The organism is Brevundimonas sp. UBA6550, from assembly GCF_002434505.1.
Lineage (GTDB): Bacteria > Pseudomonadota > Alphaproteobacteria > Caulobacterales > Caulobacteraceae > Brevundimonas.
In genome coordinates this window covers 688612-700740 of the sequence record NZ_DJKE01000008.1, presented here as the reverse complement: position 1 = coordinate 700740, position 12129 = coordinate 688612, and the positions used below count along the sequence as shown (strand labels likewise).

The 12129-nt window shown below is 66.7% G+C and carries 12 protein-coding genes; 7 read left to right on the top strand and 5 right to left on the bottom strand.

The features are described from left to right. Positions 1-36: 36 nt before the first annotated feature. The 4 genes from pyrC to ruvX are packed head-to-tail and all read right to left on the bottom strand — an operon-like array spanning position 37 to position 3742. A complete protein-coding gene (pyrC, locus tag B3Z70_RS11355; protein ID WP_292023360.1) occupies positions 37-1311 on the bottom strand; it encodes a dihydroorotase in 1275 nt (424 codons plus the stop codon). Beyond that, complete coding sequence (locus tag B3Z70_RS11350) at positions 1308-2291, bottom strand: aspartate carbamoyltransferase catalytic subunit (RefSeq protein WP_292023358.1); 984 nt, start codon at positions 2289-2291, stop codon at positions 1308-1310. The genes pyrC and B3Z70_RS11350 overlap by 4 nt, the downstream gene beginning before the upstream one ends. Positions 2292-2342: 51 nt before the next feature. Further along, complete coding sequence (locus B3Z70_RS11345; protein ID WP_292023356.1) at positions 2343-3266, bottom strand: AEC family transporter; 924 nt, start codon at positions 3264-3266, stop codon at positions 2343-2345. Continuing rightward, positions 3263-3742: a Holliday junction resolvase RuvX gene (gene ruvX, locus B3Z70_RS11340; RefSeq protein ID WP_292023354.1), complete on the bottom strand. Its 480-nt coding sequence runs from the start codon at positions 3740-3742 to the stop codon at positions 3263-3265. Before ruvX ends, B3Z70_RS11345 begins: the two co-directional genes overlap by 4 nt. 73 nt (positions 3743-3815) lie before the next feature. Between ruvX and B3Z70_RS11335 the strand changes: the two genes are divergently transcribed. From B3Z70_RS11335 to adhP, 6 genes are all read left to right on the top strand, one after another. After that, complete coding sequence (locus tag B3Z70_RS11335) at positions 3816-4331, top strand: hypothetical protein (protein WP_292023352.1); 516 nt, start codon at positions 3816-3818, stop codon at positions 4329-4331. Positions 4332-4442: 111 nt separating this feature from the next. Continuing rightward, on the top strand, positions 4443-4730 hold the full coding sequence (gene gatC / locus B3Z70_RS11330; RefSeq protein ID WP_292023350.1) for an Asp-tRNA(Asn)/Glu-tRNA(Gln) amidotransferase subunit GatC: 288 nt from the start codon (positions 4443-4445) through the stop codon (positions 4728-4730). A 2-nt stretch (positions 4731-4732) separates the two neighbouring features. Then, positions 4733-6211: an Asp-tRNA(Asn)/Glu-tRNA(Gln) amidotransferase subunit GatA gene (gene gatA, locus B3Z70_RS11325; RefSeq protein WP_292023347.1), complete on the top strand. Its 1479-nt coding sequence runs from the start codon at positions 4733-4735 to the stop codon at positions 6209-6211. An 83-nt stretch (positions 6212-6294) separates the two neighbouring features. After that, entirely contained in the window at positions 6295-7269 is a 975-nt protein-coding gene (locus B3Z70_RS11320) for a GAF domain-containing protein (protein WP_292023345.1), read from the top strand. Positions 7270-7406: 137 nt separating this feature from the next. Beyond that, the gene (locus B3Z70_RS11315; RefSeq protein WP_292023343.1) at positions 7407-8924 is read left to right on the top strand and encodes an aldehyde dehydrogenase family protein; all 1518 of its coding nucleotides are present in this window, start codon (positions 7407-7409) and stop codon (positions 8922-8924) included. Positions 8925-9074: 150 nt separating this feature from the next. Then, the gene (adhP, locus tag B3Z70_RS11310) at positions 9075-10106 is read left to right on the top strand and encodes an alcohol dehydrogenase AdhP (RefSeq protein WP_292023341.1); all 1032 of its coding nucleotides are present in this window, start codon (positions 9075-9077) and stop codon (positions 10104-10106) included. 72 nt (positions 10107-10178) lie between these two features. Here adhP and B3Z70_RS11305 read toward each other — a convergent pair whose 3' ends face one another. Continuing rightward, complete coding sequence (locus B3Z70_RS11305; RefSeq protein ID WP_292045594.1) at positions 10179-10526, bottom strand: hypothetical protein; 348 nt, start codon at positions 10524-10526, stop codon at positions 10179-10181. 96 nt (positions 10527-10622) lie between these two features. Here B3Z70_RS11305 and gatB point away from each other — a divergent pair, with 96 nt between their 5' ends. After that, positions 10623-12125, top strand: coding sequence for an Asp-tRNA(Asn)/Glu-tRNA(Gln) amidotransferase subunit GatB (gene gatB / locus B3Z70_RS11300; RefSeq protein ID WP_292045592.1), 1503 nt, complete (start codon positions 10623-10625; stop codon positions 12123-12125). The last annotated feature ends 4 nt before the right edge of the window (positions 12126-12129 follow it).

The window sequence follows — 12129 nt, the reverse complement described above, 5'->3', positions numbered from 1 at the left end:
AGAGCCTAGGTCGAAATATGGCGGAAAGGCGGAAGCTCAGTGAACCTTGCGGCCCGCGACCCAGGTTCCGATCACCTTGCCTTGCAGCCTGCGACCGTCGAACGGGGAGTTCTTGGACTTGGAGTGCAGGGCGTCGGCGTCGATGATGACGGGGGCGCCAGGGTCGAACAGGATCAGATCCGCAGGCGCGCCCTCGGCCAGGACGCCGGCGTCCAGACCCAACAGGGTGGCGGGCCCCTGGGTCAGGGGCCGCAGCACGTCCAGCAGATCCAGACCGTCCTCATGATGCAGGGTCAGGGCCGCGGGCAGCAGGGTCTCAAGCCCGATGGCGCCGGGCGCGGCCTCGGCGAACGGGCGGCGCTTGTCCTCGGCGGGGGCGGGGGCGTGGGCCGAGGTGATGACGTCGATCAGGCCGTCGCGCACGGCCTCGATCAGCGCCTGACGATCGGCCTCCGAACGCAGCGGCGGGTCGATGCGGTAGAACGTCCGATAGTCGCCGATGTCCACCTCGTTGAAGCACAGGTGGTTGATCGAGACGCTGACGGCGACCTCCAGCCCCTTGGCGCGGGCGCGGGCCAGGGTCTCCAGCGCGCCTTCGGTCGAAATCTGGTCAACGAGGAAACGGGCGCCGGTCTGTTCGACCAGGGCCAGATCGCGTTCCAGACCGATGCGTTCGGCGATGGCGGGGCTGCCCGACAGGCCCAGGCGCGTGGCCAGTTCGCCGGAAGCGGCGACGGCGCCTTCGGTCAGCCAGGGATCGGACGGGCGGCAAGCGATCAGGGCGTTGAAGGCGGCGGCGTAGCTCATCACCCGTTGCAGGGTGCGACTGTTGACGATGACCTTGTCCACGTCGGTGAAATACAGAGCGCCGGCCTCGTCCATCAGACCGATCTCGGCCATGCGCTGGCCGTCCAGCGCCTTGGTGGCGGCGCCGGCGGCGCGGACATTGACCAGGTTCAGCGCTGCGCCGCGACGCTGGATGAAGTCGATCACCGCTGGGTCGTCGATGGCGGGGTCCGTGTCGGGCTGGACGACGATGGTGGTGACGCCCCCGGCGGCGGCGGCCAGGCTGGCGGACTTCAGCGTCTCCTTGGGCTCGGCGCCGGGTTCGCCGGTCTTGACGCGGATGTCGATCAGGCCGGGCGACAGGCACAGGCCGTCGGCGTCGATGATCCGATCGGCGGCCAGATCCGGCGCGGCGCCGTGGATCATGCGGGCGATGCGGCCGTCTTCGACCAGAATGGCGCCCGGGCCGTCATAGTCGCTGGCGGGGTCCAGAAGGCGGGCGTTGACGATTGCCAGAGTGGTCATCGGGCGTCTCCCCAACGGGCGGAGAGGGAGGCCAGAACGGCCATGCGGGCGGCGACGCCCATCTCGACCTGATCCTGGATCAGGGAGACGTTCAGGTCGTCGGCGACGTCGGAATCGATCTCGACGCCCCGGTTCATCGGGCCGGGGTGCATGACCTTGGCGCCAGGCTTGGCCCAGGCCAGTTTCTCGCGATCCAGACCCCAGAAGCGGAAATATTCGCGCGTGGAGGGCACCAGGGCGCCGGCCATCCGCTCAAGCTGAAGGCGCAGCATCATCACCACGTCGCAGCCTTGCAGCCCCTCGCGCATGTCGTGGAAAACCTCGCAGCCCCAGCGGTCGGCGTCGCCGGGCACCAGGGTCGGCGGGCCGATCAGGCGGACCCGCGCCCCCATCATCTGCAGCAGGGCGACATTGGATCGGGCCACGCGGCTGTGGGTGATGTCGCCGCAGATGGCGACGGTCAGGCTGGTCACATCGCCAAAGGCGCGGTGCAGGGACAACAGGTCCAGCAGGGCCTGAGTGGGGTGTTCGTGGCGGCCGTCGCCGGCGTTTACCACGGCGCAGCCGACCTTCTGGCTGAGCAGTTCGGCGGCGCCCGAGGCCGAGTGGCGCACGACCAGAATGTCGGGCTTCATGGCGTTCAGGGTGACCGCCGTGTCGATCAGGGTCTCGCCCTTCTTCACCGAGGAGGAGGCGACCGGCATGGTGACGACATCGGCGCCCAGACGCTTGGCCGCGATCTCGAACGACGACGAGGTGCGGGTCGAGTTCTCGAAGAACAGGTTCACCACCGTTCGCCCGTGCAGCACATCCAACGCCTTGGACGATTGCCGATTGAAGTCGACGAAGGCGTCGCCCAGCTCCAGCAACTGCGGCGTGACGAACGGATTGAGGTCCGATGCCGCGAGAAAGTGGGGTTTCGGGAACGGGATCAGCCGCTCTTGAATGGTCTGGTCGGTGACGGTGGGCGGCTGGGTCATCGAGACGCGGCTATAGGCGTGACTCGCCCCAAACGCCAGACTTCGCGCCCGTCACGCGAAGTGGAACAGGGCCAGCAGGATGGGAATGACGACGGCGCTCCCCACGGTGGTCAGGGCGATGACGCCTGCGATCAGGGGCGCGTCGCCGCCCATCTGACGCGCCAGCACATAGGATGCCGCAGACCCCGGCGCCGCGCCGCAGATCAGGGCGATGCCCTGGGCCAGACTGTCGCCGCCCAGCGTCCAGGCGATGAACCACATCAGCGGCGGCATGATCCCCAGCTTGACCAGGGTGACGGCGGCGATGGTCTTGCGACGGCGTTTCACCTCGGCGAAGGACAGGCCGGCCCCGGCCACGATCAGGCCCAGCGGCAGGGCGGCGGCGCCCAGCAGGTCCATGACCTCGGACAGGCCGGGGATCAGCGGCGCGCGCAGCAGGTTCAGCGCCAGACCGATCAGGCAGGCCAGCAGGATCGGATTGGCCAGCATTGACTTGATTAGGCCGAGCACCGAGGGCTCGCGCCGCAGCGAACCCCACTTCGCCAGCACGGCCACGCAGGCGATGTTGGTCACCGGAATGATGAAGGCGATGGCCACGGCGGCCAGGGCCGTGCCTTCCGAGCCATAGACCGACTGGATCACCGGCACGAAGACGAAGCTGTTCCAACGGATCACGCCCTGAAAGACGCTGGTGTAGGCGGGGCCGTCCAGCTTGATCAGGGGCTTGGCCGCCAGCGTCGCCGCCGCCACGATCAGGGTCGCCCCCACGGCCGCCGCGCCTGCGACCGTTGCTCCGCCCCCCGCCAGATCGGCGTGCCAGATCGCGGGGATCAGGAAGCTGGGATAGAAGATGTTGATCGACAGCTTCTCGATGGGCCGCCAGGCGTCGTCGGGCAGGAACCCCGATTTGCGCAGGCCATAGCCCAGGGCGATCATCAGAAAGACGGGCAGGATGCCCGCGATCAGGGCCGTCAAATCCAGGTCGCCTGATCCCGCACCCGATCCAGCGCCCCTTGCAGAATCCAGGCTGCGGCGGTGCGGTCCACGACCTGGGCGCGGCGTTTGCGGTTCAGGTCCAGGTCCTCGATCAGGAAGCGTTCGACGGCGCTGGTGGACAGGCGTTCGTCCCAGAAGGCGATGTTGACGGGGCGCAGCCGCTCCAGATTGCGGGCGAAGGCGCGGCAGGACTGGGCGCGGGGGCCTTCCGTCCCGTCCATATTGGCGGGCAGGCCGATGACCAGGGCCGAAACCTTGCGGTGGTTCATCAGCTTGAAGAGGTGTTCGGCCTCATGCGTGAACTTGGACTTGCGGATCAGCTCCAGCGGCGAGGCGATCAGGCGCGTGGCGTCCGACACGGCGACGCCGATGGTCTTCTCGCCCAGATCCAGCCCCATCCACGGCGTGTCGGGCGGGCAGGCGGCGGGCAGATCGAGGAGGTCGAGAACGGGCACGGCCTGCGGTTAGGACTGGCGCGCGGCGAAGTCAAAGGCGATGGTGACGGCGGCGAGGATGGAGGACGGCGAAATGCGCGGAGTTTCCATGACGGCGGCGGTTCTGGCTCTAAGTCTGTGCGGCTGCGGACCGGCCGAGGCGCCGCGCAAGACGGCGGGCGCCAAGCCCGCGCCCACGCCGATGTCCGTGACCAAGGCGCCGGCCCGACCCGTCGGTCCGCCCGCGCGTCATCCGGTCATTCCCGGCGAGGAGATGGGCACGGCGGCCGACATCTCGCAGTTCCATGCCCTGCCGACGTTGGACGCCAAAGTGTTCAGCCTGTCGGGCGGCGATCCAGCGGTGAACGGCCTGGTCACCTATTTCGCCCTGTTCGGCGGCCCGTCCGAGGGGTGGAGCGCCTATCCGCTGGGTGACTACGCTGAATGGCGGGTGGCCGAGGCGAAGACCGGGCGGGTCGTGCTCGCGGTGCGTCAGGACACGGCGGGGCCGGACGGGAATATTCTGAAGACGAACCGAACGGTGCAGATCGACTTCGCCCGGAACGGCGAGACGCCGCCGGACGGGATCGACGTCAGCACGACGCAATGAGGCTGTAACCTTGTGAATCGAGGGTTGGGCGGTTAGTTGGGCCTTGTTGAATGGCGGCGATCGACAAGCGCCAATGGGCATTCAACCCAACACTTTCGATTGGAGGGCCGCATGGCCATCGACGCTGCGACGGTGCGCAAGGTTGCGCATCTCGCCCGCATCAAGACCCCCGAGGATCGGCTGGAGCCGCTGGCGCAGGAGCTGAACGGCATCCTGAACTGGATCGAGCAGTTGGATCAGGTGGACGTCGAAGGCGTGGAGCCGATGACCTCTAACGTGGCTCAGCCGCTGCGCCTGCGCGAAGACGTGGTCACGGACGGCGACAAGATCGCAGACGTGCTGTCCAATGCTCCGAAATCGGCCGACGGCTTCTTCGTCGTGCCCAAGGTGGTCGATTGATCATGAGCGACCTGACGAAATTGACCCTGAAGGCGGCCGTCGATGGCCTGAAGGCCAAGGAATTTTCCTCGGCCGAGATCACCCAGGCTTTCCTGACCAATATCGAAGCTTCGAACCCGACGCTGAACGCCTATGTCGAGGTGACGGCGGACAAGGCGCTGGAGATGGCCAAGGCGTCCGACGCCCGTCTGGCTGCGGGCGAGGGCGGGGCGCTGGAAGGCGCGCCCCTGGGCATCAAGGACCTGTTCTGCACCGAGGGCGTGCAGACGACGGCAGGCTCCAACATGCTGCGCGGCTTCGTGCCGCCCTATGAATCGACCGTGACCGCCAATCTGTGGCGCGACGGCGCGGTCATGCTGGGCAAGCTGAACATGGACGAGTTCGCAATGGGCTCCTCCAACGAAACCTCGGCCTTTGGTCCGGTGAAGAACCCGTGGAAGTCCAGCGGCTCCAACGCCGATCTGACGCCGGGCGGTTCGTCGGGCGGTTCGGCCTCGGCTGTCGCCGCCGACCTGTGCCTGGCCGCCACCGCATCGGACACCGGCGGTTCGATCCGCCAGCCCGCCGCCTTCACCGGCACGGTCGGCATCAAGCCGACCTATGGCCGCGCCAGCCGTTTCGGCATGGTGGCGTTCGCCAGTTCGCTGGATCAGGCCGGACCGATCACCAAGACGGTGGAGGATGCGGCCCTGCTGCTGCAGTCCATGTGTTCGTTCGACGCCAGGGACTCCACCAGCCTCGACGTCCCGACGCCCGACTGGACGAAATCGGTGGGTCAGTCGGTCAAGGGCCTGCGCATCGGCGTGCCGCGCGAATATGTCGTCGACGGGATGCCGGCCGAGATTCAGGCGCTGTGGGATCAGGGCGTGGCCTGGCTGAAGGACGCCGGTTGCGAGATCGTCGAGATCAGCCTGCCGCACACCAAATACGCCCTGCCGACCTACTATATCGTGGCCCCGGCCGAGGCGTCGTCGAACCTGGCCCGTTACGACGGGATGCGGTTCGGGCATCGGGCGGAAGAGTTCAAGTCGCTGGACGACCTCTACGCCACCTCGCGCGCAGAGGGTTTCGGCAAGGAGGTCCAGCGTCGCCTGACCATCGGCGCCTATGTGCTGTCGGCCGGTTTCTATGACGCCTATTACGTCAAGGCGTTGAAGGTGCGTCGCCGCATCGCCGAGGACTTCGACAATGTCTGGGGTCAGGTGGACGCCATCCTGACGCCATCGACGCCTTCGGCCGCCTTCGCTCTGGGCGACAAGCAGATCGACCCCTTGACCATGTATCTGAACGACGTCTTCACCGTGACGACCAATCTGGCCGGTCTGCCGGGGATTTCGGTGCCTGCGGGCGTGGATTCCGGCGGTCTGCCGCTGGGGCTTCAGGTCATCGGCAAGGCGCTGGACGAGGCCACGGTCTTCCAGGTCGGGGCGGCGCTGGAACGGGCGGCGGGCTTTACGGCCAAACCGGGCCGCTGGTGGTAGGCCGTCCGGCGTAGGAAGGTCGCATTGACGCCCGCGGTCCGCGGGCGTCTGATGGCTCCAGTTGCAAGACCTGGGAGCCAACCATGGGCGAGCGAACGGGAAACGACCACCGCAGCCTGATCGAACAGGTGCTGGACGATGGGGCCGGGCCGGCGCGCTCGGCGCTGGCGGCGTCGTGGCGACGGTCGATGACGCTGTATGGCCTGGACCCTGAAAGTCGAGGCCAGGTGGTCACCCTGACCGAAGGGCAACTGCGGGCCGCGCGCGAGGCGATGGAGCCGGTGACGCAGGCGGCCCAAGGCGTGCTGGATCGGCTGTTCCTGGCCGTGGGCGACGCGGGATGCTGCGTTCTGCTGTGCGACGCCTCGGGCGTGCCGGTGGAGCGCCGCGGCATGGCCAGCGACGACGACACCTTCCATCGCTGGGGCCTGTGGCCCGGCGCCGTCTGGTCCGAGGCGGTGGAGGGCACCAACGGCATCGGCACGGCCCTGGCCGAAAAGCGGGCGGTTACGATTCACCGCGACCAGCATTTTCACGCGCGAAACACCGGCCTGAGCTGTTCCAGCCATCCGATCTACGATCATCTGGGGCGGTTGGCCGGGGCGCTGGACGTGTCGTCGTGCCGGGCGGATCAGACCGAGGCCATGCTGGGGCTGATCACCGCCGCCGTGGCCGACGCGGCGCGCGCCATCGAGGCCCAGGCCTTCCGCAAGGCGTTTTCCGAAGCGCGGATCGTGCTGGCCGGCGACGTGGCCGAACGCAATACGTCGGCCCTGCTGGCGGTGGACCGCGACGACCTGGTGGTCGGGGCGACGCGCGCGGCGCGACTGGCCCTTGCCATCACGGACGAGCGGATCGCGGCACAGCTGGCGGCGTCGGAGGTTCTGGGCGGCGGCTCCATCGAGGCGGACCTTCTGGAGGCCGAGCGTGGAGCGGTCCGGCGAGCTCTGGCGCTGAACAATGGCAATGTGTCGGCGGCGGCGCGGGGGCTGGGCGTCAGCCGCGCGACCCTGCATCGCAAACTGCACCGGCTGGGTCTGACCGGCGCCGCCCACTGATCGCGACTGTCGCAAACCTGCGACAGGTTTGCAGCGCACCATGAGCGGGCGGTCTGGCGCCCACGCGCGCCGAGGACGAGCTTCCGGTCCCAACGACGTCGATAAGCGACGCCCGAGGAACACGTCAGGAAGCCATCATGAACAAGCCCGAATTCAGCCGCGCCGCCACCCCCAAGTTCAAGGCGCGCTATGACAACTTCATCGGCGGACAGTGGGTCCCGCCGGTCAACGGCCGCTATTTCGATAACACCTCCCCGGTGAACGGCCGCGTCCTGTGCGAGGTGGCGCGCTCGGACGCGGCCGACGTCGAAAAGGCGCTGGACGCCGCTCACGCCGCCAAGGACGCCTGGGGCCAGACCAGCGTGGCGGAACGCGCCCTGCTGCTGAACCGCATCGCCGACCGGATCGAACAGAACCTGCAGGCCGTCGCCGAGGCCGAGACCTGGGACAATGGCAAGCCGGTGCGCGAGACGCTGGCGGCCGACATACCGCTGGCCATCGACCATTTCCGCTATTTCGCCGGCTGCATCCGCGCCCAGGAAGGCGGGATTTCGGAGCTGGATCACAACACGGTCGCCTATCATTTCCACGAGCCGCTGGGCGTGGTGGGGCAGATCATTCCCTGGAATTTCCCGATCCTGATGGCGGCGTGGAAGATCGCTCCCGCCCTGGCGGCGGGAAACTGCATCGTGCTGAAGCCGGCCGAACAGACCCCGGCCTCCATTTTGCTGGTCGTCGAACTGATCCAGGACCTGCTGCCGGCCGGCGTGCTGAACATCGTGTCGGGCACCGGCGTCGAGGTCGGCGAGCCGCTGGCCACCAATCCGCGCATCGCCAAGATCGCCTTCACCGGCTCGACCGCCGTCGGTCAGAAAATCATGGAATACGCCACCAGAAACATCATTCCGGTGACGCTGGAGCTGGGCGGCAAGTCGCCGAACATCTTCTTCAAGGACGTGATGGATCACGACGACGCCTTCCTGGACAAGGCGCTGGAAGGCTTCGCCATGTTCGCGCTGAACCAGGGCGAGGTCTGCACCTGCCCCAGCCGGGCCCTGGTGCATGAAGACATCTATGACGCCTTCATCGAGAAGGCGATCGCGCGGGTGAAGGCGATCAAACAGGGCGATCCGCTCGATCCCGAAACCCAGGTCGGCGCCCAGGCGTCGGACCAGCAGCTGAAGAAGATACTCGGCTATCTGAAGATCGGCGCGGACGAAGGCGCCGAGGTGCTGACCGGCGGCCATCAGGCGGTGTTGAAGGACGACCTGTCGGGCGGCTTCTACGTCGAGCCGACCGTGTTCAAGGGCACGAACAACATGCGCATCTTCCAGGAGGAGATTTTCGGCCCCGTCCTGGCCGTGACCACCTTCAAGACGCTGGAAGAGGCCATCGCCATCGCCAACGACACCGAATACGGCCTGGGCGCCGGGGTGTGGTCGCGCGACATGAACACCGCCTATCGCGCCGGCCGCGCCATTCAGGCCGGGCGGGTCTGGACCAACTGCTATCACCAGTATCCGGCCCACGCAGCCTTCGGCGGCTACAAGAAGTCGGGCATCGGGCGTGAGAACCACCGGATGATGCTGGATCACTATCAGCAGACCAAGAACCTGCTGGTCAGCTACAGCCCCGACAAGCTGGGCTTCTTCTGATCTGAATCAAGGATGGCCGACCTCGGATCGGCCATCCTTCGCCTTGCGCGCCGAACCACTTCCATGGCGTGCGAAACTGCCCGGCGGGCGGGCCGATGTCCTGCTTTCGGCCCGTCCGTCGCCTTCCCTTGAAATCGAGGAGGACATTCCATGTCCAAGACCATGAAGGCCGCCGTCGTGCGCGAGTTCGGCAAGCCCTTGACCATCGAAGAGGTCGCCGTGCCCCAGCCGGGTCCGGGTCAGATCCAGGTCAAGATCGAAGCCTCCGGCGTGTGCCACACCGATCTGCACGCCGCCGAGGGCGACTGGCCCGTCAAACCCAACCCGCCGTTCATTCCCGGCCATGAAGGCGTCGGCTACGTCTCGGCGGTGGGCGCCGGGGTAAAGCTGGTCAAGGAAGGCGACCGGGTGGGCGTGCCGTGGCTCTATTCCTCGTGCGGCCATTGCAAACACTGCCTGGGCGGTTGGGAGACCCTGTGCCACGAGCAGGAGAACACCGGCTATTCCGTCAATGGCGGCTTCGCCGAATACGCCATCGCCGATCCGAACTACGTCGGTCATCTGCCGGTCAACGTCAGCTTCAACGACATCGCCCCGATCCTGTGCGCGGGGGTGACGGTCTATAAGGGTCTGAAGATGACCGAGACCAAGCCGGGCGACTGGGTGGTCATCTCGGGCATCGGCGGCCTGGGCCATGTCGCGGTCCAGTACGCCAAGGCCATGGGGATGAACGTCGCCGCCGTGGACGTGGACGACGCCAAGCTGGACCTGGCGCGGCGGCTGGGCGCCACCGTCACCGTCAACGCGAAGACGTCAAACGATCCCGCCGCAGACATCAAGGCCCAGACGGACGGGGGCGCGCAAGGGGTGCTGGTCACGGCCGTGTCGCCCAAGGCCTTCGAACAGGCGGTCAACATGACGTCGCGCGGCGCCACCATCGCGCTGAACGGCCTGCCGCCCGGCGACTTCCCGCTGTCGATCTTCGACATGGTGCTGAACGGAACGACGGTCCGCGGCTCCATCGTCGGTTCGCGGCTGGACCTGCAGGAGGCGCTTCAGTTCGCCGCCGACGAAAAGGTCAAGGCGACGGTCTCGGTCGAGCCGCTGGAGAACATCAACGACATCTTCCTGCGGATGCACAAGGGCCAGATCGAGGGCCGTGTGGTGATGAACATCAACTGATCCAATGCGGGTCAGACGATGAAAGGGGCGGCCGGGCGAACCGACCGCCCCTTTTTTTGCCCGCAGGCGCGATCAGGCGGCCGGGATGGCTTTCAGATCGGTGTCGATGGCCGCGATCTTGGCGTCGGTGATATTGCCCTGAGAGAAGGGCGCGACCTGACGCAGGGTCATGCCCTTGAACTGGGCGTAGGCGGGATGACGGTCGATGCCGGGCAGATGCTTGTCCAGCACGGCCTTGGTCGCCGGGTCGGCCACCAGGGCCTCGATGGTGCTGTCGATCGTCGGATGGGCGGCTTGGTGATCCGCGGCGTGATGGTCGTGGGCGGGCGCCGGGGCAGGGGCCGGCGCCGTCTGGGCCGAGGCGGCGCCGGCCGCCAGAAGGGAGGCCGCACCAGCGGCGGCGAACAGGGTCTTGATCATGGAAATCTCCGTTGAGAGGCGGAAGTTGATCGCCTTTCGCGACATCATCAAGACAGCCCCCTTTCTCGCCGCCGACGAGGGCGCTAGGACGGGCGCATGACCGACACTGTTTCGAACGCGAAAACGATCAAGGGCCGCACCGGCGATTGGGAAATCGTCATGGGGCTGGAAATCCACGCCCAGGTGGCGTCCAAGGCCAAGCTGTTCTCCGGGGCCGCCGTCGGCTTCGGCGCGGGACCGAACGAGCAGGTGTCGCTGGTGGACGCGGGCTTCCCCGGCATGCTGCCGACGCTGAACAAACACTGTGTCGAACAGGCGGTGAAGACGGGCCTTGGCCTGCGCGCCCAGATCAACAAACGCAGCCAGTTCGACCGCAAGAACTACTTCTATCCCGACCTGCCGACCGGCTATCAGATCAGCCAGCTCTATTACCCCATCGTGGGTGAAGGCGTGGTCGAGGTGGAGGCCGAGGACGGCAGCTTCTTCAACGTGGGCATCGAGCGCCTGCACCTGGAGCAGGACGCGGGCAAGCTGATCCACGACCTGTCGCCGACCGAGAGCTACGTCGACCTGAACCGGGCCGGCACGGCGTTGATGGAGATCGTGTCGCGCCCCGACCTGCGCACGCCGGAAGAGGCGGTGGCCTATGTGAAGAAGATCAGGACCATCCTGATCTATCTCGGCACCTGCGATGGGGACATGGAGAAGGGCAATCTGCGCGCCGACGTGAACGTGTCGGTCTGTCGCGCGGGCAACTACGAGAAGTTCAAGGCCAGCGGCGACTTCGGCTATCTGGGCACGCGCTGCGAGATCAAGAACGTCAACAGCTTCCGCTTCATTTCTCAAGCGATCCAATATGAAGCGCGCCGCCAGATCGAAATCCTGGAGGACGGCGGTTCGATCACGCAGGAGACGCGCCTGTTCGACCCGACCAAGGGCGAGACGCGCTCCATGCGGTCCAAGGAAGAGGCGCAGGACTATCGCTACTTCCCCGACCCCGACCTGCTGCCGCTGGATCTGGAACAGGCGTGGATCGACGAGATCAAGGCGTCCCTGCCCGAACTGCCGGACGACAAGCGCAAGCGTCTGATGGCCGACTATGGGCTGTCGCAATACGACGCCATCGTGCTGATCTCGGAGCAGGCCAAGGCCGATTATTTCGAAGCGGCGGCCAAGGGCCGCGACGCCAAGCTGGTGTCGAACTGGGTCACCAACGAGGTCTCGGCGCGCCTGGCCGCCGAAGGCAAGGACTTCAGCGAAAATCCGCTGCCGGCGGCGCACGTCGCGCAACTGGTGGAGTTGATCGAGACCAACGTCATCTCGTCCAAGATCGCCAAGGAAGTGTTCGATCACGTCTGGAACGGTGAAGGCTCGCCGGCCGAGGTGGTCGAGAAGCACGGCTTGAAACAGGTCACCGACACCGGCGCCATCGAAAAGGCCGTGGACGAGATCATCGCCGCCAACCCCGACAAGGCGGCGGCCGTGGCCGAAAAGCCCCAGGCCATCGGCTGGTTCGTCGGTCAGGTCATGAAGGCCACGGGCGGCAAGGCCAACCCGGCGGCGGTCAACGACATCCTGAAGGCCAAGCTGGGCCTCTGACGAC

Bases quoted from the DNA above. Each gene is read 5' to 3' on its own strand.
- pyrC (WP_292023360.1), bottom strand. From the start codon at position 1,311: ATGACCACTCTGGCAATCGTCAACGCCCGCCTTCTGGACCCCGCCAGC.
- B3Z70_RS11350 (WP_292023358.1), bottom strand. From the start codon at position 2,291: ATGACCCAGCCGCCCACCGTCACCGACCAGACCATTCAAGAGCGGCTG.
- B3Z70_RS11335 (WP_292023352.1), top strand. From the start codon at position 3,816: ATGCGCGGAGTTTCCATGACGGCGGCGGTTCTGGCTCTAAGTCTGTGC.
- gatC (WP_292023350.1), top strand. From the start codon at position 4,443: ATGGCCATCGACGCTGCGACGGTGCGCAAGGTTGCGCATCTCGCCCGC.
- gatA (WP_292023347.1), top strand. From the start codon at position 4,733: ATGAGCGACCTGACGAAATTGACCCTGAAGGCGGCCGTCGATGGCCTG.
- B3Z70_RS11320 (WP_292023345.1), top strand. From the start codon at position 6,295: ATGGGCGAGCGAACGGGAAACGACCACCGCAGCCTGATCGAACAGGTG.
- B3Z70_RS11315 (WP_292023343.1), top strand. From the start codon at position 7,407: ATGAACAAGCCCGAATTCAGCCGCGCCGCCACCCCCAAGTTCAAGGCG.
- adhP (WP_292023341.1), top strand. From the start codon at position 9,075: ATGTCCAAGACCATGAAGGCCGCCGTCGTGCGCGAGTTCGGCAAGCCC.
- B3Z70_RS11305 (WP_292045594.1), bottom strand. From the start codon at position 10,526: ATGATCAAGACCCTGTTCGCCGCCGCTGGTGCGGCCTCCCTTCTGGCG.
- gatB (WP_292045592.1), top strand. From the start codon at position 10,623: ATGACCGACACTGTTTCGAACGCGAAAACGATCAAGGGCCGCACCGGC.